We start from the raw sequence: 19,713 nt of genomic DNA on the forward strand, positions 1-19,713 counted from the left end.
GTTACTTCTAAAAAGGGATTTTGAAAAAATTATCTTTTTATGCAATAAAAATGTGCGTGCTTTTAAGTTTTTGCGTTCCTGTCTTTATGATGTTGATTCAAGAATTTATTGGTCAGCAATAGAGGCTATAGCTAAATTAATGCAAGTGTGGTGGCAAGAGAATAAAAAAGAAAAAGTGAGGGAGTTTATACGAAATCTTTTTTGGTCTATGAATGACGAATCAGGCGGTATTGGCTGGAATGCACCTCAAACTATAGCAGAGATAATTATCCACATTCCTCAACTACTTGAACCATATGGCAGTATGATGGTTGCTCATGCCTTTGAAGAACCATCATTGGTGAAAGGTGGATTATGGGGTATTGGACGTTTAGGAGAAAGGATAAAAGATTCAGTATCCTTTTTTCAAAATGAAATTTTTTCAAAGGTTTTAAAAATAAATGAACCAGAAACACTAGGGCTTTTTGCCTGGGCAATGGGAGAAGTGAGCTTTAAACCAGCTTTGCCTTATTTAAAAAAGTTATTAAACTGCTCAGAAAAAGTGAAAATCTATGTTCAAGGCAAGTTTTGGGAAAGGAGGATAGCTGAGTGGGCTAAAGAAGCAGTGAAGAAAATAGAGAAATGACGTGAATTAAAAATAATTAAAGTCAACTATAAGCAGATTCAGGATAAATTTAGAGAAAGGATTTATATAAGAAAAAAAAGAGGGATGTGGTAGAAGCCAGATGAGTCTATAGAGTTTTTGTGGCTTAAAAAGCAACTTATCATGGATTAGAAGGGCAAACGTCTTTTTTAACAAAAATCAATCGCGGATTTTGGGAAATGTTTTGACTTAATCATTTACTCTGAGTATAATAAGAGAAGTTAGGAGGAAGAAGATGAGAGAATGTATTTTTTGTAAAATTGTTCAGGGTGAACTCCCAGCGATAAAGGTTTATGAAGATGAGAATGTTTTAGCATTTATGGATATTAATCCACTTAATGATGGTCATACACTTATTATCCCAAAAAGACATGTAGAAACTATTTTTGAAATTACTCCAGAAGAATTAAGTGCAGTGATAAAAATAGCTCAAAAAGTTGCACATGCTATTAAAAAAGGGCTTAGTCCAGATGGTCTTGTTGTAATACAGCTTAATCAAAAAGCAGCAGGTCAAGTAGTGCCTCATCTTCATGTCCATCTTATTCCTCGTTGGGAAAATGATGGTCTTCCTATAGCTCGCTGGGAGCCAATACCTGGAGATATGAACAAAATAAAAAATATAGCCGAAAGAATTAAAAAGGAGTTATAAAATGTTGAGATTAAATGATGTTTTAGAGATGCCTTCTTTAAAGGATAAAAAAGTATTTTTGGTTATCACTGATCAACATAATTTTGCCCAATTTATGCAGACAAGTTTTGGCAGCTCTGCTATTGTTATTTCTCTCCGACCTGAAGAACAGGCTTTAGTAAAAACATTAATGCGTATTTATAAAGATAAAGCTGAACTAGAAAAATTTGTTGCTATAGATTCAGTTACTGGTTTGTTAAACTATAACTTCTTTCTTAGAGAATTAGATAGGGCAATGAATTTAACCAAAAGGACAAGAAAACCGTGTCTTTTAATAATAGGAGAAATTGAATGTGAAAAGGATCATCCAGCAATTGTAGCTATTTTAAAATCAGCTGCAGAGACATTGCAAGAAAATATTCGTAAAATAGATGTAATTGCTCATTTAGGTTTGGGAAAATTTGGTTTTATTTTAAATGCTACAAATTATTCTCAAGGTTCTATTGTTGTTAAACGTTTGCAAGAAAGGTTAAGAAATAGAGTTGGTTTAGACATAAAATTCGGAATGGCAGTTTATATGGGTGAACCTCAAGTGACAAAAGAGGATTTTTTAAAGAGAGCTGAAGAAGCATTGAGATTTGTTAAGAAAGCAGAAACTGAGAGTGTATATTATTTTGTTGAACAGTTTATTTGATATTTTTCTGGCAATTTAAAATAGTATTTTGCTTCTTTAAATTTATTTCTTTTAAGGCAGCCACTTGCATAAATTTGACATTTTTTCTTTAATTCTTCTAAAGCTAATTTATATTGAGTCTCATTCAATATTCCGCTTTTTAAAATCTTTTCAATGGCTTTAATCCTCCATTTATCTAAAGCTTCAACAAGTTTAGAAAGCTGGTCAGGATGTCCTCCTCTTTTTATTACTAATGGTTCAGGTAAAAGATAAACAGGGAACCTGGCAGTGATTCTTAGCCACATATCATAATCTTCACATGCTGGGAATGACTCGTCAAATAAACCTACTTTTTCAAATAGTGTTTTATGCATCATAACAGCAGAAGGACTAATTAAACAACGTTCAAGACTCTTTTCAAACATCATTCCTGATGGTTTTTTATGATATTTTTTAGGATTTACCCTTTTCCCGTTTCTTAGCCAAATTTCTTCTGTTTGGCATATAAGGGCATTATGATGGTTATCAAAAAAATTAATTTGAACCTCTAATTTTTTTGGATACCAAAGATCATCTGAGTCTAAAAAGGCAATAAATTCTCCTTTTGCTGTTTTTATCCCAACATTTCTTGCTTTGCTTACACCATGATGAGGAATAACAATATATTTTAATTTATTTTTATATTGTGCTATAATTTTTGGTGTTTCGTCAGTTGAGCCATCATCCACAATAATTAATTCATAATCTTTATAAGTCTGATTTAATACTGATTCTATTGCCTCTTTTAAAAAATTAGCTCGATTATAAGTTGGAATGATAACACTAACTTTTGGCATTATTTATCAATTTTTTAGCAAAATCTAACCAAATTTCAGGCACCAAAATAAGATAACTGCCCAATTGTCCACTACTTACTGGATGGGGAATGTGTTTTAAACATTGTAAACAATAAGGTATACCCTTTGTTTCCAAAAGTCCGCAAATAAAATAAGCTTCATATTCAATAGGAGTATCAACTACTACTATCCACCTTTCATCCGAAGAATCTTTTTTCTTTTTTGGAAAAGGAATAATTTTACTCATCTTAAAATAAAGCCATTAAAATAAATTGCCCATCTATTAAAGCTTCCGATATAACACCAGGCCGAAGATATTTTTTCTCCATTTGCCATAAATAGAGTAAAAATCCCATAAGTACTAAACTATAAAAATAAGCCTCTTTTGGGAAAGTGTTAAGATAAGTTAAAATAACAGTTAAAAATATAGCTCCAATAACTAAAATATAAAGCAATTTAAAACTCTTTTTTTCACCTAAAACGATAGGTAAAGTTTCTCTTCCTACCATTTGATCACCCTGGATATCAAGGAGATCAAAACAGCAAGTGCGAATAAATGCTAAAATAGATAAATAAGCAAAGACCAAAAAAGCTTTTAAAGGAGGTGAGGAGGGTTTTAAAAAGAATGGGAAAAACGCAGAAATAAAACCCCAGGCAAATGGTACTAAAATAGTCTTTGAACCTGGTAAATTTTTTAATTTTAATTTTAAAACAGGAATTTTTATATTATAAATGATTCCAGCAAAAGTAAGAAAAAGCAAGATAAAAAATGCTGGTAATATAGGCCAAGTGAGATAAAGAGAGAAAATTATACAACCAAGACCAATGATCCAAAATAAAATATAGTATTTTTCAAAAAAATGTCCTCTTGTAGGATCTGTTAGTTTAGTGGCTTCTAAATCTGTAAGGTGGTTTAAAAGATGCATAGCCCAAAGATAGGCAAAGGCAATAAAGGGTAATTTACTTAAAGTACAGTTAAGTAATTTAGCCCCTATTATTGCAAGTGAAGCTCCTCCAAGAGCTGCCCAAAAATTTGTCATTAAAGCCCATTTAAGGGGGTTGTAAAAGATCCATCTTGATGGTTTATCAGCTATAAGGAGGTCTTCTAATCTAAAAATCACTCGTCGGATTAACCAATATGGAGTGGAAGCTCCAGCAGTAACAGCAACTTTTTTAAACTTTTTTATTTCACTTGCTACAAGTTCTTCTTCAGTTTCGATATGATAAGTTTTTACTCCTTCTTCTTGAGCAATCTGTGCCAACCGGCGTGTATTACCACTCATTTTTCCTCCTACTATAATAAATGCCTCTACATTTTTTGCAATTTTTCTCACCTCTTCTTGCCTTTCATGGGTAGAATTGCATACAGTATTAAATACCTTTACTTCAGGATAACGTCTTTTTAATAAATTAGCTAATTTTTTAAATAACACTTCATTTTGTGTTGTTTGAGCAACCACAATTATTTTTTTAAATGATAATGGTAATTTTTTTACCTCTTCTTCATTATTTATTACTAAGGCTTGCCCCTGAACATATCCACAAAGCCCTTTTACTTCAGGATGTTTTTTTTCTCCAACAATAATAACTTGATAACCTTTTTGGGAGTAACGTTTTACTAATTGTTGTACCATTAATACACGAGGACAAGTAGCGTCAACAACAAAAACATTGCGTTCAATTAATTGCTTTTTGATATCTGGTGGAACTCCATGTGCTCTTATTACTACTACACTTCCAGGCACTGCTTCTTGCGGCGAAGAAATTATTTTTACTCCTTGTTTTTCCAATAATTCTAATACTTGAGGATTATGAATAATGGGGCCAAGAGTAAATATTTTTTGTTTTTTAAATTGTCTAGCTGTTTTAAATACAAGTTCTACAGCCCTTTTTACTCCCATACAGAAACCTGCCTTTTTTGCTAAAATAATTGTCACGATTGACAACCTCTTAAAAAAGATAATAATATTAAATTTGGAAGCGGCTGGGGACTGGTGTCCCCCCTGGACTTCAAATCCAGTGACCGGCACGAAAAGGTGTCGGTGGTGGGTTCGATTCCCATGCGCTTCCGCCAAATTTAGTTAATTAATTTTTTCTTACATTGTTTGTTTTGTCCATAGGTCAAAATAAAAAAGGCCACCTTTAAAGGTGGCCTTTTACTTAAGTTTTTATTATTAACTTTATGCTTTCTTTTCTAATGCTGTTTTCAAATGTTCATATGCTTTTTCTGCTTCTTTAATAGCAGTTTCGTCTTCTAGAGTGGTAATATCACCTAGCTTTTGTCCAGTAATAACTGCCTTAAGTAATCTTCTCATAATTTTTCCACTTCTTGTCTTAGGCACCATATCCACAAAAAGGATAGTTGCATCTGAAGCTACAATTGGCCCAATAGTTTTTCTTAAGTGGATTTTTAATTCTGATTCAAGGTCTGGACTAGCTACAAATCCCTGTTTCAGCACAGTAAAGATAAAGGGTGTTTCACCTTTAATTTCATGAGGTCGTCCAATGCAAGCTGCTTCAGCTACTGCTGGATGCATAATCATAGCTGATTCCACTTCAGCAGTACCAACACGATGACCAGCAACATTGAGCACATCATCTGCCCTACCTAAGACCCATAAATATCCATCTTGATCTTTAACAGCAAAGTCTCCTGTATAATAATACCATTTATTTTCTTCTTTTTTAGAAAATCTTGCCCAATAAATATCAATATATCTTTGAGGATCTTGATATAATGTCATGAACATACCAGGCCAAGGTGTAGTTATAACAAAATAGCCCCTTTCTCCTGGCTTACAAGGATTTCCATTTTCATCTAAAACTTCCATTTTTACTCCAGGAAATGGATAACCATTTGTACCAGGTTTAAGTGGAAAGATTTTTCCTAAACCTGGGAAATGTCCAGTCAACATATGACCTGTTTCTGTCATCCACCATGTGCTTGAAGCAACAATATCTTCTTTTCCTATATTTTTATAATACCAACGAAATGCCTCTGGATTAATTGGTTCTCCCACTGAATGGAAAATTCTTATAGTAGATAAGTCATGTTTTTTTACATAATCCAATGGAAATTTCATTAACATCCTTATGGCTGTAGGAGAAGTATAAAATACAGTTACACCATATCTTTCTATCATATGCCACCATCTATCTGGCCAAGGATAAACAGGTGCACCTTCGTATACAATAGTAGTGGTTCCTGTCATAAGAGGACCATAAACAATATATGAATGACCTGTTACCCATCCAATATCTGCTGCACACCAATAAACATCATCTTCTTTTATGTCAAATATAAGTTTCATAGTAGCATAAAGACCTACTGCATATCCTGCAATACTATGCTGAGCACCTTTTGGCTTTCCAGTGGTACCTGATGTATAAAGAATATAAGACATGTCTTCTGAGCCAAGTGGCACTGGATCAACTTTTACATTTTCAGAAATATATCTAATAAATTCATGATGCCAAATATCTCTTTTCTTATTCCAAGGTATAGCTGGTCTATCTGTCCTTTTTACAACAATAACATGTTTTATTTTATGCCCATTCTCTTCACAGATATCTATAGCCTCATCTACAATTTCTTTAAGTGGAATTATTTTTCCGTTTCTATAAAGAGCATCTGCTGTTATTATTATACGAGAACCTGCAGCCATCGCCCTTTCTGCTAATGCCAATGCACTAAATCCACTATAAACAATACTATGAGCAGCACCTAACCTTTGCACAGCTAACATATAAAGTGGAAGTTCTGGAATCATGGGCATATAGAAAGTCAAAATTTCCCCTTTTTTTACACCTAATTTTTCTCTTAAAGCATAAGCAATGCGGTTTGAACGGCGGTAAAGATCATAATAAGTAAACTTTCTTAAATCCTTAGGTCTCCTTGTCATTTCATCATAAGGCTCACCTTCCCAAATTAATGCTAATTTATTTTTTCTACCCTGTTCAATCTGCCAATCTAAACAAAGATATGCCAGATTTGTTTCTGCTCCTACAAACCATCTATAAAATGGAGGATTACTGTCATCAAGCACTTTATCCCATTTCTTAAACCAAGAAAGCTTATTTGCCCATTCTTCCCACCATTTTTCTATAGATTCTTTATCTTTTACTGTACTCTCATAAAACTTTTGATATTCATTAATATCCCACACTTTATCCTTCCAAGAGGGAGGAACAACATAGTGCCCAAACTCTTCATAAATCTTTTCTACTGCCATTTGGTTACCTCCTAAAACAGGATTTTAACTATAGTATCTAGCAGTAAAAAACTGTGCAATATATAATTTTATGAACAACTCGATTTTACGATAAACGGCTTTATTAAAAGGATGAATGCCGTAAAAGATATTTTTCATGTAACAGATATATTAGTTTGCTAATTATTTGTCAACCTTTTATCTTACTTTTTTGCCTCTTACCTTTTGTCTATACCGCTTATATAATTTTGGCTTGGTTTTTCAAAAAAATTATGTTAAGCATGCGAGCAAAGTATGTTTTTTGTCAAAAATATAAATGGAAGGAGGTGAGAGAAAAAATAAAAAAATTATTATTTATGAAAAATTTTAAGTAAAGGAGGGATGTATGCTGAAAAAGAAACTGGTTTTAGTAGGGTTTATTTTATTGATAGGTTTGGTTTGTTTTGGACAAGCATCTGCAGATTTAAAAAATGTTGTTTCAAAATTTGATATGAAGCTTTATGGGCGGATAAAGATTGATACTCACTATGATACAGTAGCATTTGAATCTTACAATGACTTTATAGGTGTAATTGCGGCTGATCCAGATTATAGAGGCGATTCAATTGACTTTAACCCAAGAGATACTCGATTTGGTTTTATAGTTACTCATACCACTGGTAATTTTACTGCTATAGGTCATTTTGAAAACGACTTTTATGGTGATATTTTAGGTAATAATATTCAGCCTCGTATTCGTCTTGCTTATGTAAAGCTGGTATATAATCCTACAAATACCAGTCTCTTAGTAGGACAGGATTGGATTCCTTTACCTCAACAGAATCCACATATGGTAGAATTCGGTATTCTGGCTCATGGTGGTAACTTATGGTGGCGTATTCCTCAAATTACTTTAAGACAAAAGTTAGGAAATTTTGAATTTCTATTCTCTCTTATGCGTCATAGAAGAGTCTCTGTATATGAAGATCAATGGGGATATCCTTGGGTATTAGGAAGAATAGCATACAATTTACCTTTCTTAGAAAAAGGCAGTCTTATCGCAATTGGTGGTGGTTTTATGACAGATAGAAGACGATTATATAATTGGGATGGAAGTGAATGGAAAAAAACTAGTCAGGAAAAAAGAGTTCATAGATGGTTAGCAGCTGTAGAATGGAAATTAAAGAAGGATCCTATTGAAATAAAAGGTGAAGCTTGGGTTGGACAAGGGCTTGGAAGTCATTTCTTAAGATATGATAATGACTATAATCCTACAAATGGTGAAGAGATTAGATCTCAAGGTGGTTTTATTAGTATTTTATATAATACTCCTATTAAAAAACTAGCTTTAGCAGGCGGCTTTGGTATAGACCATAATACAACTTCTGATTTAAAAGGGTTAAATTGGGAAAGGGCACAAGATGATCCGGGCTTCTATAAACGTCGTTACAAACAAAACATGGTTTGGTTTAGCAATATAAGATACAAAATCACTGAGGGTGTTACTCTTATGTTAGAATACATCCGCATGAATACTATGCGTGATGATGAGAGAGTTGGTGATCGAATTACCTTTTCTGCATTTTATAGCTTCTAATATTTAAGCCCCTCCTAAGGAGGGGCTTTTATTCTTGAATTCTTTTTAAAAGCAGGTTAAGCTCAAACATGATTCGAAGGATCTTTTCTATTTTTTTTATTCTTTTTTTACTTTTTATTACTTCTTATGCAGAACAATTACGTGTATGTTGGGTAAAAGATGGTGATACTATTATTCTTACAAATGGTAAAATAGTGCGATATCTTGGAATAAATGCTCCAGAGCTAGGATCAATAAAGTGGCCTGAGGAACCTTATGCTAGAGAAGCCCTTGCTTATAATATAAAATTAGTAAAAGGAAAAGTTGTATATCTTGAAACCGATATTGAAAAATACGATCGTTATGGACGTCTTCTTGCTTATGTATTTTTAAAAGATGGCACTTTTGTTAATTTAGAGATGGTAAAGGCAGGTTATGCACATGTGCTTTTTTTAAAACCAAATTTAAAATATCGTAAAGAATTATTAGCAGCTCAAAGAGCTGCTATGAAAAAAAGAAAAAATATTTGGCAAGTGCTCTTAAAAGAGACATGTACTTATTATCTTGGTAATAAAAGGTCTTTTAAGTTTCACCGACCAAATTGTGAATTAGGTAAAATGATTTCTAGAAAAAACCGAATTATTTTTAAAAATAAATGGGATGCCTTTTACCAAGGTTATAGTCCTTGTCGTTGGTGTATGCCATGAGAAGGCAATATCCTTCCCATCCATTAGTTGGTGTAGGGGCAATAATATTTAAAGAAAATTCAGTACTTCTTATCAAAAGGGCACATCCACCAGCACAGGGTATTTGGAGTATTCCAGGTGGATTGGTAAAATTGGGAGAAACTTTAAAAGAAGCTATTATCCGTGAAGTTAAAGAAGAAACAAATCTTAAAGTAGAGGTAAAAGATTTAATAGAGATTGTGGAACGAATTTTACAAGATAAAGAGGGGAAAATTGAATATCATTTCATTATCATAGATTTTTTATGTTCTGTTTTGGAGGGAAATCCAAAAGCGCAGTCAGATGCCCAAGCTATCTGTTGGCAACCTTTAGATGATTTAGATAAATTAAAAATAAGTGCTGAATTGAAAAATATTATAAAAAAGGCATATACCTTATGGCAGGAAAAAAGCCAATAATTGCCTTTATTGGTCGTCCTAATGTTGGTAAATCTACTCTTTTTAATCGTCTTATTAGACAACGCAGAGCAATTGTAGATGATACACCAGGGGTAACTAGAGATAGACTTTATGGAGAGATTAATTGGGAAGGAAGATTTATTACTATTATAGATACAGGTGGTTTTTTACCACCAGAGGAAACTACTCCTATACTTCCCCAAGTAATAGCTCAATGTCAAAAAGCAATGGAGGAAGCAGATGTTATTATTTTTCTCACAGATGCTCGTACAGGTTTAACACCAGTAGATAAAGAAATTATGAATTATTTGCGCAAATTACAAAAACCATTTTTGGTAGCAGTAAATAAAATAGATAGTGAAAAACAAATGCCTCTTTTAGATGATTTTTATGCTCTAGGTGTAGAAAAACTTTGGCCTATTTCTGCCTTGCATGGTCATGGCATATATGAGCTTATGAACGAGGCTATAAGGCTTCTTCCAATTAAGGAAGAGGTAGAAGAAATCGAGGAAGTGCCAATAAAAATTGCCCTTGTCGGTCGTCCTAATGTTGGTAAATCCTCTCTTTTTAACAAATTAATTGGTGATGAAAGAAGTGTAGTAAGTGAAATTCCTGGAACGACACGGGATACTGTAGATACTCTTATAAAAAGAAATGAAAAAAAATATCTTTTTATGGATACTGCAGGATTAAGACGCAAGTCTCGCATTAAATCAAGACTTGAAAAATTTAGTGTAAAAAGGGCTTTAACTGCTATAGATAATGCTGACATTGCCCTTGTAATTTTAGAAGCATTAGAAGGCATTACGGATCAGGACTTAAAAATTATTGGTTATGCTTTAGAAAGGTGTAAATGCATTTTAATAGCTGTAAATAAATGGGATTTGATGAATGTTACTTCAAATTTTGAAAGAGAATATATAGAGCATATAAGAAAGCGTTTGAGATTTGCTACTTTTTTACCAATTATTACTATTTCAGCACTAACAGGAGAAGGACTTAATACCCTCTTCCCTCTTTTTGATACCCTTTATCAACAATATAGTAAAAGGATTTCCACTGGTCAACTTAATCGTTTTTTAAAAGGGATTTTAGCAAAATATCAACCTCCTCTTTATAAAAATCGTCCCATAAAAATTTATTATGTTACTCAAGTAGACATAAGACCCCCTACTTTTGTATTTTTTGTCAACTATCCAAAAGGTATTCAAGAATCCTATAAACGTTTTCTTATAAATCGTTTGAGAGAGCTTAATTTTAAACATATTCCTTTAAAAATTTTTTTTCGGGAAAGGAAAAGATGAAAAAATGGTTTCTTTTTTTATTATTGCTTTTTCTTATATCTTGTCAAGAAAATGTTTCTTCTAATCCTCATATTGCTTTAGTTGTTCCTTTAAGTGGGCCATTGTCCAAATGGGGTAATGCTTGCCAAAAAGCCGTTCATTTAGCATTGGAATATAGCAAAATAAAATTAGTTACTTTTGATAATGAAGGGAATTTAGATAAGACTAAAAAAATTTTTTTATCTCTAGCCAAAAATAAAGATATAATTGCTGTTATTGGGCCATTACGATGTGATTGTCTTGAAGAAGTTCTCCCTGTTATTAAAAAGGTAAATTTGCCTGTTTTAAGTCCTGGTTGTTTTGAAAATTTTTCTTTAGTTACAGATGGTTGGGCAATACCTATTCTTTCAATAGAAGAAGAGATAAAAATTATTGCTGATTACATAAATAAAAAAAATCTTAGTTGGGGGATTTTTTTAGAAAATAATTCTTGGGCTAAAAGTATAAGTGATTGTTTAATAGAAGCAATAAAAATACCACCTGTTTTTAAAAAGAAAATCTCACCATTAAATATACTTGATTTTAAAAAATTGTCTCAAATAATAGTGATAATAACTGACCCAGAAACAGCAGGGTTAATTGTATTTCAAATAAGAAATTCAGATGTAACTTTTTTAGGTCTTCATTATCTTCTTGACCCTATTTTCCTTTCTACTGCTGGCACAACAAAAAATATACTTATTACTATCCCAACCCTTTCAAGAAAAATTCAAAAAAAATTTGAAAAAGCATTTTTAAGTCGCTATTATAATCTTCCTCATTGGGTAGCTAGTTGTGCATATGTTGCTGCTGATGGTATTTTAAGATCAAAAAAACTTACAAGAAAAGGTGTAAAAAAATGTTTAAAAAATTATAAATTTCCAATTAAATTCCTTTTAAAGGAAATTAAAAGTGTGGGAGAAGAAGGTAGAATCCTTTTTTGAAAATGGAGAGAATTTAAGAGAAAAAAGCTTTTTTAATGAAGCATTAGAAGTTTATCAAAAAGCATTAACATTATGTCCAAAGGAGGCTATTTGGGAAAGGCTTCGTTGCTATCAGCGTATAGGTGATTGTTTGCGTATGATTGGAGATTTTAAAAAAGCAAAAGAAAATTTTTTAATGGCTTTAAAGCTAGCAGAAATGACTAAAGATGAATTAGAAATCGCAGATATACTTGTAAATTTAGGTTTAAGTAAAAGAGCAATAGGAGAAGTTATTGAAGCAAAAAAAGATTTTGAAAAGGCTTTAGCCATTTATCAAGAATGGGATGACCCTGAAGGAGAGGGATTTTGTCTTTGGGCTATGGGGGGATTGTGGCGTATATTTGGCCAATTAAAAAAGGCAAAAGAGACATTTTTAGAAGCTATTTTTCTATTTGAAGGTTTAGACAATAATAAAGGAAAAGGTTATTGTTATTGTGGTTTAGGTGGAGTATTGCGAGTGATGGGGAAATATAAGGAGTCTTTAGAATATTATACAAAGGCTAATGATTTATTTTCTAAAATAGAGGACAAATTTGGTTTAGCTTATTCCTTTTGTGGCATAGCTAATGCATATAGGATGTTAAATGACTTTAAAAATGCTTTTTTTTATTTTGAAAAAGCAAAAAAGATATATAAAGATATAAAAGATAAAGTAAGTTATGCATATACTTTATGGGGAGAAGGAACGACTTTAAAAATCCAGAAAAAATATAATGAAGCAGAAGAAAGATTTAAAGAGGCAAAAAAACTCTTTGAAATAACAGGAGATAAAAGAGGAATGGTTTATGTTTTACTTGGTTTAACAGAGCTTGTTTGGCTTAAAGAAAATAAATTAAAAATAGAATATTTAGAAGAGGTAAAAAAAATCCTTTCAAAATCTCCTTATGCTTTAGAGAAATGTCATCTTTTGCTTTATGAATGGCTTTTTAAGAAAAATGTTCAATGGGATGAAATAATTAAATGTTATAAAAAATGTAATTCTTCTTTTTTAAAAGAGTATCCACATTTGCCATTTAATCTTCCTTAAGAAGCAGTTAATGGATGATTATTTTGCCATAATTAAAAGAATATTTTCCATTCAATATGAGGATACCAATATGATTCTCTCCCTGAACAACCTAAGATATAATCATCCTCTGTTTTTCTTGGAACATCAACATCAAAATACATTGTTCCTATAAGTAAATAACTTCTTGGATGAAAGTAGTATGTAAGGCAAAGATCAACCACTGTTGCAGGAAACGGGAAATAACCAACAACTATAGTATCTGGACTTAAACCTGGATTGTAAAAATAATTATTCGAAAGATAATGAACTGTTCCCTTTCTCCTATAACCTTTACAATTAAATGGGTTTATCCAATATTTACTTGCCTGTGTCACATCACACCAAAGCAAAAGCTTATCACCAAGCAGATTTCCTGTATTAAATCCAATAAACCAAGCATGTCCAAGAAAATCCTTTCCTTTAAATTCTTTTTCATAGACAAGATTATCTATTTTAACATATCCATAATCTTCTGGGTCTATTCCCTTACTTTCAAGTGCTTCCCATCCCTCTTGTGAAAATGTCCATCTATGTTTGTGAGGAGCAATTTCAAAATAACTCCAATAACAAGCCCCATATACTTGAAACCGCCATAATTGTGTATCTATATAAATACCTCCTAAATGATAAGGTTTTGGTTCAATATATGGAATAACAAGTTCATTTCCTAATTTGTCTTCATAAGCCTCAGTCCATGAAAAATTATGTCCTTTTGTAACATAAAAAGAATAACGAGGCATATAATAAGCATGCATATAAGCATAATTTAAAAATATCTGAGTATCTTCAGTCAATTTAAGCTGAAGCTGAGAGATAAAACAATTTGAATCAGGCCCCCTTCCTATGCCCATAAGATCCTCAAATTTCCCTCCTGGACCACTAAGCCCTACATCATTATATTTTAAATGTCCAATAAACAATTTGTTTTTTGCTCTTATTTTTTTAAAATAATTAGACCTAGCAATTTTTCTAAAATTCCTTTCTTTTTCAATATATGTAGGTTTAGGTTGTTTACCAAATAATTTATATTCAAGTTCTGTCAATTTTTCTTCAAAAGGTAATTTAGGAAGATCTATTTCAATTAATCCCCCTTCAATCTCTGAATCAACAAATAATCTTGGAAAAATAGTTTTAGTTCCTCTTGTAGGAGGCCCTTCATAGCCACGTAATCTACCAAACCATATTTTAAAAGGAAATTTTTCACTTAAATAAGGAACCTTAGCTATAACAAAAAGATTTTCTAATCTTGGAGTAATATCTCCCCCTTGATGAGCAGCATATGAGTTATACCAATCATGAGGATTTGAACCTACCCCAAAATACATTATTTTCCCAAATCTCTTATTTAAAGTAAGCCTTCCATAAAGATCTAAATAATTTCGGATTACAGTAGATTCAAATTGAAATCTAAACCTCATTGGCCATGAACACCAATCTACACGATGTTGACCTGTCTTTGGTTGTCCTGGATAAACAAAATCAGAGGGTGTATTAGCAATTGTACTATCAAAACGAAATCTAATCTCTCCTGAAAGTTTTATTCTTGTTTTTTCTTCTAATCGTTTTAAAATATTTTCTCTTTTTTTAGCCTCTTTTTTTAATTTTTCTAACTCTACTTCTGTTTTTTTAATTTTTTTTGTTTCTATTTCTTCGATTTTTTCTTGCAAAATTTTTACTTTTTCTTTTAAAATTCTTAATTGCTCTTTTAATTCTTTTAATTCAGTATCATCTGCAGCAAATGTATTTAAACTAAAAAAAGTTATACTAACTAAGAGAAAGATAAAAAAATTTTTAACACACATAACTATCTCCTGATTATTATTTGGCTAAAAAAATTTAAAAATTTGTTTATTATATTTGTTTTTTTGAACAAAAAAAGATAACTAATTTTTAAACAATTGTCAATTTTTTTGTTGCTCGGCAGTGTAAAATAAAAAGTGTGTGATTGCAAAAAGAAAAAATAGGGTATATCCTCCCAAAAGGAAATTATTGAAGAAAGGAGGATACACCCATGAAAGACCTAACAAAACTTACATTAACTAATTTATGGAAAAAAGTAAAGGAGGATTTTTGGGAAGAGATTTCTTTAGGGACTCAAAAGATGATTAAGAGACTGATGGAAGTCACATTAGAAGAGGAAATGGCAGCCTATATTGGTATTGGCCGATATGGATGCAGTGAGAGTAGAAGAGATTATCGTAATGGCTATTACACAAGAAGTCTACTTACCTCATTTGGGTAATATATCTGAGATAAAGGTGCCACGGTGCGCAAAAAAGGGTTTAAAACAACTCTTTTTGAGCGATATAAACGTAGACAGAGGGAAGTAGATAAGCAATAGAAGGAAAGATGTATAGTGCCAAGGGCTGTAAGTTGTTTAGAAAAGGATTTAGAAGAGCTTTTAAACTTTATGGACTGTCCTACTAATCATTGGACAAAGATAAGGGCAACAAATGGGATAGAAAGAGTTTTTAGGGAGGTGAGAAAAAGATTAAGACCTATTGGGGTGTTTAGTAATCAGGCTAGTTGTGAAAGGATAGTTTATAGTGTTGTTTATCGTTTAAATAAATATTGGGAGGATAACCCTATAAAAAATTTTACACAAAATAATTGACACTACCGTTGCTCTAGACACCTTTTAATAAAAATGCTATTTAATTTTTGTTTTATGGATTTAAAAACTCTTCAAGATTTGGAGTTCAACCATTTTTTAAAACTTATTGCTAATTATGCTGTTTCAAATCCTGGTAAAAATGAGATTTTAACATTAAGGCCTATTAATTCATTGTCTCTTCTTAAAGAGAGGTTTCAGATTGTTAAAGAGATAAAATCCCGTCTTTGGGATAAAAATTTTCCTTTTCCTAAAATATCAGATATTTCTTCTCTATTAGCAAAGGTAAAAATTAAAGATTTCTTTCTTTCTCCAGAGGAAATTTATGTTATTGGTGAACATTTAGATATTGCTGCTAAAATCTATCACTATTGGGAAGAACATCAAAAAGAATGTCCAACTTTATTTAAATTTATTCATTCTATTCAGACAATTCCATCACTTCAGAAAAAAATAAAACAATCAGTAAATGCTCAAGGGGAGATTTTAGATACAGCTAGTTTAGAAATAAAAAAAATTAGGTTGAAAATAAAACAATTAAAAGCAAAGATAAAAGCAGAACTTGATTCTATTTTACATACACCAGCTTATAGAACTTATTGGCAGGAAAAGATAATCTCTATCCGTCAAGGTCGTTATGTAATATCTGTAAAAAGTGAATTTCAACCTTTTTTAAAAGGTATTATTCATGATTATTCTCGCAGTCGAGCAACTTGTTTTATAGAACCTTTTGAAATTTTACCTTTTAATAATCAGCTTCAAATGCTTATTAAAGAAGAGGAAGAAGAAAAGAAAAAGATTTTAATAGATTTGACTAAAATAATTGCTAATGAAATAAATACTCTTTTAAATAATCAAAAAATACTTGCTAAGTTAGATGCTTTAACAGCTATTGCTCAATATGCAATAGAATTTGATGGAACTTTTCCTAAATTCAGTGATCAAATCTATTTTAAAAAAGCATACCATCCTTTGCTTCTTTGGCAAGAAAAAAAAGAAAATCAGAAAAAAGTAGTTTCTATTGATTTAAAAATTTCACCACCAACAAAACTACTTATTATATCAGGACCAAATGCAGGAGGTAAAACAGTAGCTTTAAAGACTCTTGGTTTATTTATTCTAATGCTTCAAGCAGGTATTCCTGTACCAGCAGAAGAAGCTTATTTCCCTATATTTGAACATGTATTCAGCGATATTGGAGATGAACAGATGCTTGTTTCTGGCATGAGCACTTTTTCTGCCCATCTTAAACGACTTCAAAATATTTTGGAAAAAATAAAAGGTCGCACGTTAATTTTAATAGATGAAATAGGAAAAGGAACTCATCCTTCTGAAGGAATAGCATTAGGTATGTCTTTTTTAGATGAATTTAAAGCAAAGGGAGCTATTACAGTTGTGACTACACACCATGATATATTAAAAGTCTATGGATTGAAAGATAAGGAGGCATTAAATGTGGCTGTAGGTATTGATACAAAAAGTTTAACACCTACTTATCAACTTATTTACAATACAGTAGGTATGAGTTGTGCTTTAGAAATAGCTGAAAAATTAGGAGTAGAAAGACAGATTTTAGAAAAGGCAAGAAATTATTTGGGAAAAAGCGAAAAAAATTATTTTTTATCAGAGTTAATTAAACTTAAAAATGAGTTAGAAACAAGAAAAAATTTAATTTTAAAACTTTTCTCCTCTATTCTTTTTCTTAAAGAACGCTGGGAAAATATAATAAGACAAATTGAAGAAAAAAGGATTGATAAACTTTTATCTAAAATAGAACAAACGATTAAATCTGCACAGCAAAAAAAAGAAGATTTAGAAATCTTAAAAATGCAAAGACAGACATTAAAAGAATTAAAAAATATCTCTATCTCATCTTTTAAAGAACCTCTTAGAATAAAACCAGGTGATTGGGTAAAGCTTTCTGATAGATTTGGTCAAAAAATTGCACAAGTTAAATGGGTTGGAGAAGATAAAGTAGAAGTAATAATAGGTAACTGGCGTTGTCAAATACCTAAAAATGAAATAAAAGAAATAGTAAAAAAGGTCCAAGTTTTGCATAAGGCGGTTAATGTGCACACATTAAGTGCACCAGTTTCTGAAATTTATCTTTTGGGTAAAAAAGTAGATGAGGCATTAACTGAAATAGAAAAGGCTATTGACATTGCTGTATTATATGGTTTAAAGCAAATGCGGATTATACATGGTCTGGGCAGTGGGCGGTTGCGCACAGCTATTCAAAATTATCTTAAGGTTCATCCGCAGGTGGCAGGCTTTAGAGATGGCCATGCTCATGAAGGTGGTCAAGGTGTGACAATTGTAGACATAAGACATTAAATGATACGTATCCCACCTGAAATTATAGAGGAAGTTAAAAATACAGCAAATATAGTTGAAGTAATAGGAGAATATGTGACTTTAAAGAAAGTAGGTAAAAACTATGTTGCTCTTTGCCCTTTCCACGATGAAGATAAACCTTCCTTTACAGTAAGTGAAGATAAACAAATTTTTCATTGTTTTGGATGTGGAATAGGTGGTAATGTTTTTACATTCCTTATGCGCTATAAACAATGCAGTTTTTATGAAGCAGTAAAAGAAGTAGCCCAACATTACGGCATTAATATCTCTCAAATTGAAATCTCTCCTGAAGAGGAAACACAACTTCAACATCGTAAATATTTGTTAGCTTTAAATCAGTGGGCAGCTAACTTTTATCATCGTTTTCTTTTAGAACATCCATTAGCAGAAAGGGCGAGAGATTACTTTACAAAAAGGGGTATTAAAAAGGAAACAATCTCTGATTATCTTTTAGGTTATGCTCCTCCTCAATGGGATACTTTAACTCGTCTATTGCAACAAAAAAAAATAGAGTTTAATTTAGCTTTGGAAAGCGGACTTTTAGTAGAAAAAGAAGGAAGAATTTATGATAGATTTCGAGACAGAATTATATTTCCAATATTTGATGCAAAAGGACAGGTGATTGCTTTTGGTGGAAGGGTATTAGATGAAAGTTTACCAAAATATATTAATTCTCCTGAGACACCAATATATAAAAAAGGATTAAATCTCTATGGATATCATGTTGCAAAACAATGGTGTCATCAGGAAGGTAAGGTATTAGTAGTAGAAGGATATTTTGATCTGCTTAGTTTACATGCTTGTGGTATTAAAAATGTAGTAGCAACCTTAGGTACAGCTCTCACACCAGCACAAGCACGACTTTTAAAACAATTGGCACCAAAAGTAATATTACTTTATGATGCAGATGCTGCTGGTCAAAAGGCTGCAATAAGGAGTCTTCCTCTTTTACTTAAAGAAGATTTAACAGTAGAAATACTAGTATTACCAGTAGGCGATGACCCAGATAGTTTTATACAAAGGGAAGGAATGGAAGTATTTCTAAAATTTTTAAATAAGGCTGAAAATCTTCTTGATTGGTATTTAAAGCATGGCGAGGAAGAAACACGAGATGATCTCAATCTGAGATATCAATTTCTTAAAGATGCAATGGAAATAATTTCTTTTTTAAAGAATCCTTTAATTCAAGCTTATTATCGAGATAAGATTTGCCATCTTTTTGGAGTGAATATGTCTATCCTTAATGATTTAATTAAAAATAAAATTTCTTCAGAATTATCTGAAGAAATATCACTTCCTGCTTTTGAGAAAAATGTAGTTAAGTTTCTCCTTCATTTCCCAGATTATATTCCTCAATTTATGGAGGAGCAAATTTTAACAGAAATTAAGCATCCAGATTTACGTTTAATTTTAGAGAAAATAATAGATGTCTATCAAAAACAAGGGAAGATTGACATAAGTGGACTAATAAATGAGATAGATGAAAATGTTACCTCTTTACTTACACGATTAGGTGTAACTGATGATGAATATACCTTTCCAGAGAGGATAGCACAAGGTCTTTTGCAACAGTTTAAAGAAAGGCGTTTTAAAGCAATGTTGCAAGAAATAAAAGAAGCTGAAGAAAAAAGAGATTGGCAACGTTTGATTACCCTTTTAAAAAGAAAAAATAGCCTTGCCTATAATTTAAAGAGAAATTAAAAG

The 19,713-nt window shown here is 31.6% G+C and carries 18 protein-coding genes and 1 tRNA gene; 14 read left to right on the top strand and 5 right to left on the bottom strand.

Annotation, left to right across the window (positions count from 1 at the left end; genetic code table 11):
* From LWW95_09425 to LWW95_09435, 3 genes are all read left to right on the top strand, one after another.
* On the top strand, nt 1-625 hold a 625-nt coding region (locus tag LWW95_09425), incomplete at its 5' end, for a hypothetical protein (GenBank protein ID MDL1957245.1).
* A 253-nt stretch (nt 626-878) separates the two neighbouring features.
* Complete coding sequence (locus LWW95_09430) at nt 879-1,292, top strand: HIT family protein (protein ID MDL1957246.1); 414 nt, start codon at nt 879-881, stop codon at nt 1,290-1,292.
* A 1-nt stretch (nt 1,293) separates the two neighbouring features.
* A complete protein-coding gene (locus tag LWW95_09435; protein ID MDL1957247.1) occupies nt 1,294-1,965 on the top strand; it encodes a GGDEF domain-containing protein in 672 nt (223 codons plus the stop codon).
* Here LWW95_09435 and LWW95_09440 read toward each other — a convergent pair.
* The 3 genes from LWW95_09440 to ispH are packed head-to-tail and all read right to left on the bottom strand — an operon-like array spanning nt 1,941 to nt 4,717.
* A complete protein-coding gene (locus LWW95_09440) occupies nt 1,941-2,780 on the bottom strand; it encodes a glycosyltransferase (GenBank protein ID MDL1957248.1) in 840 nt (279 codons plus the stop codon). The genes LWW95_09435 and LWW95_09440 overlap by 25 nt on opposite strands.
* Nucleotides 2,767-3,027, bottom strand: coding sequence for a hypothetical protein (locus LWW95_09445; GenBank protein MDL1957249.1), 261 nt, complete (start codon nt 3,025-3,027; stop codon nt 2,767-2,769). The genes LWW95_09440 and LWW95_09445 overlap by 14 nt, the downstream gene beginning before the upstream one ends.
* Nucleotide 3,028: 1 nt before the next feature.
* Entirely contained in the window at nt 3,029-4,717 is a 1,689-nt protein-coding gene (gene ispH / locus LWW95_09450; protein MDL1957250.1) for a 4-hydroxy-3-methylbut-2-enyl diphosphate reductase, read from the bottom strand.
* Between the two features lie 39 nt (nt 4,718-4,756).
* On the opposite strand from ispH, the gene LWW95_09455 reads away from it, so the two are divergent.
* Nucleotides 4,757-4,854: transfer RNA gene (locus LWW95_09455), tRNA-Sec, on the top strand.
* Between the two features lie 106 nt (nt 4,855-4,960).
* Here the strand turns inward: LWW95_09455 and acs are convergent.
* The gene (gene acs, locus LWW95_09460; protein ID MDL1957251.1) at nt 4,961-7,012 is read right to left on the bottom strand and encodes an acetate--CoA ligase; all 2,052 of its coding nucleotides are present in this window, start codon (nt 7,010-7,012) and stop codon (nt 4,961-4,963) included.
* 364 nt (nt 7,013-7,376) lie between these two features.
* Here acs and LWW95_09465 point away from each other — a divergent pair, with 364 nt between their 5' ends.
* From LWW95_09465 to LWW95_09490, 6 genes are all read left to right on the top strand, one after another.
* The gene (locus LWW95_09465) at nt 7,377-8,567 is read left to right on the top strand and encodes a hypothetical protein (protein MDL1957252.1); all 1,191 of its coding nucleotides are present in this window, start codon (nt 7,377-7,379) and stop codon (nt 8,565-8,567) included.
* Between the two features lie 68 nt (nt 8,568-8,635).
* Nucleotides 8,636-9,253: a thermonuclease family protein gene (locus tag LWW95_09470; GenBank protein MDL1957253.1), complete on the top strand. Its 618-nt coding sequence runs from the start codon at nt 8,636-8,638 to the stop codon at nt 9,251-9,253.
* Nucleotides 9,250-9,690 (top strand): NUDIX hydrolase, encoded by a 441-nt coding sequence (locus tag LWW95_09475; protein ID MDL1957254.1) that lies wholly within the window; start codon nt 9,250-9,252, stop codon nt 9,688-9,690. The genes LWW95_09470 and LWW95_09475 overlap by 4 nt, the downstream gene beginning before the upstream one ends.
* Nucleotides 9,669-10,994 carry a ribosome biogenesis GTPase Der gene (der, locus tag LWW95_09480; GenBank protein ID MDL1957255.1) on the top strand — a complete coding sequence of 442 codons (1,326 nt, stop codon included), beginning with the start codon at nt 9,669-9,671 and terminating at the stop codon, nt 10,992-10,994. Before LWW95_09475 ends, der begins: the two co-directional genes overlap by 22 nt.
* Nucleotides 10,991-11,956, top strand: coding sequence for an ABC transporter substrate-binding protein (locus LWW95_09485; GenBank protein MDL1957256.1), 966 nt, complete (start codon nt 10,991-10,993; stop codon nt 11,954-11,956). Before der ends, LWW95_09485 begins: the two co-directional genes overlap by 4 nt.
* Complete coding sequence (locus tag LWW95_09490; GenBank protein ID MDL1957257.1) at nt 11,925-13,022, top strand: tetratricopeptide repeat protein; 1,098 nt, start codon at nt 11,925-11,927, stop codon at nt 13,020-13,022. Before LWW95_09485 ends, LWW95_09490 begins: the two co-directional genes overlap by 32 nt.
* A gap of 32 nt (nt 13,023-13,054) precedes the next feature.
* Here LWW95_09490 and LWW95_09495 read toward each other — a convergent pair whose 3' ends face one another.
* Nucleotides 13,055-14,845, bottom strand: coding sequence for a hypothetical protein (locus tag LWW95_09495; GenBank protein MDL1957258.1), 1,791 nt, complete (start codon nt 14,843-14,845; stop codon nt 13,055-13,057).
* Between the two features lie 209 nt (nt 14,846-15,054).
* Between LWW95_09495 and LWW95_09500 the strand changes: the two genes are divergently transcribed.
* The 4 genes from LWW95_09500 to dnaG all read left to right on the top strand — a co-directional run bounded on the left by LWW95_09500 (nt 15,055) and on the right by dnaG (nt 19,710).
* Nucleotides 15,055-15,285, top strand: coding sequence for a transposase (locus LWW95_09500; GenBank protein ID MDL1957259.1), 231 nt, complete (start codon nt 15,055-15,057; stop codon nt 15,283-15,285).
* 114 nt (nt 15,286-15,399) lie between these two features.
* Nucleotides 15,400-15,657 (top strand): transposase, encoded by a 258-nt coding sequence (locus LWW95_09505; protein MDL1957260.1) that lies wholly within the window; start codon nt 15,400-15,402, stop codon nt 15,655-15,657.
* Between the two features lie 33 nt (nt 15,658-15,690).
* Nucleotides 15,691-17,988 carry a Smr/MutS family protein gene (locus LWW95_09510; protein ID MDL1957261.1) on the top strand — a complete coding sequence of 766 codons (2,298 nt, stop codon included), beginning with the start codon at nt 15,691-15,693 and terminating at the stop codon, nt 17,986-17,988.
* Nucleotides 17,989-19,710, top strand: coding sequence for a DNA primase (gene dnaG, locus LWW95_09515; protein ID MDL1957262.1), 1,722 nt, complete (start codon nt 17,989-17,991; stop codon nt 19,708-19,710).
* The last annotated feature ends 3 nt before the right edge of the window (nt 19,711-19,713 follow it).

This window comes from Candidatus Desulfofervidus auxilii (genome assembly GCA_030262725.1).
Taxonomy (GTDB): domain Bacteria; phylum Desulfobacterota; class Desulfofervidia; order Desulfofervidales; family Desulfofervidaceae; genus JAJSZS01.

Bases quoted from the DNA above. Each gene is read 5' to 3' on its own strand.
- LWW95_09430 (MDL1957246.1), top strand. From the start codon at position 879: ATGAGAGAATGTATTTTTTGTAAAATTGTTCAGGGTGAACTCCCAGCG.
- LWW95_09435 (MDL1957247.1), top strand. From the start codon at position 1,294: ATGTTGAGATTAAATGATGTTTTAGAGATGCCTTCTTTAAAGGATAAA.
- LWW95_09440 (MDL1957248.1), bottom strand. From the start codon at position 2,780: ATGCCAAAAGTTAGTGTTATCATTCCAACTTATAATCGAGCTAATTTT.
- LWW95_09445 (MDL1957249.1), bottom strand. From the start codon at position 3,027: ATGAGTAAAATTATTCCTTTTCCAAAAAAGAAAAAAGATTCTTCGGAT.
- acs (MDL1957251.1), bottom strand. From the start codon at position 7,012: ATGGCAGTAGAAAAGATTTATGAAGAGTTTGGGCACTATGTTGTTCCT.
- LWW95_09465 (MDL1957252.1), top strand. From the start codon at position 7,377: ATGCTGAAAAAGAAACTGGTTTTAGTAGGGTTTATTTTATTGATAGGT.
- LWW95_09470 (MDL1957253.1), top strand. From the start codon at position 8,636: ATGATTCGAAGGATCTTTTCTATTTTTTTTATTCTTTTTTTACTTTTT.
- LWW95_09475 (MDL1957254.1), top strand. From the start codon at position 9,250: ATGAGAAGGCAATATCCTTCCCATCCATTAGTTGGTGTAGGGGCAATA.
- der (MDL1957255.1), top strand. From the start codon at position 9,669: ATGGCAGGAAAAAAGCCAATAATTGCCTTTATTGGTCGTCCTAATGTT.
- LWW95_09485 (MDL1957256.1), top strand. From the start codon at position 10,991: ATGAAAAAATGGTTTCTTTTTTTATTATTGCTTTTTCTTATATCTTGT.
- LWW95_09495 (MDL1957258.1), bottom strand. From the start codon at position 14,845: ATGTGTGTTAAAAATTTTTTTATCTTTCTCTTAGTTAGTATAACTTTT.
- LWW95_09500 (MDL1957259.1), top strand. From the start codon at position 15,055: ATGAAAGACCTAACAAAACTTACATTAACTAATTTATGGAAAAAAGTA.
- LWW95_09510 (MDL1957261.1), top strand. From the start codon at position 15,691: ATGCTATTTAATTTTTGTTTTATGGATTTAAAAACTCTTCAAGATTTG.
- dnaG (MDL1957262.1), top strand. From the start codon at position 17,989: ATGATACGTATCCCACCTGAAATTATAGAGGAAGTTAAAAATACAGCA.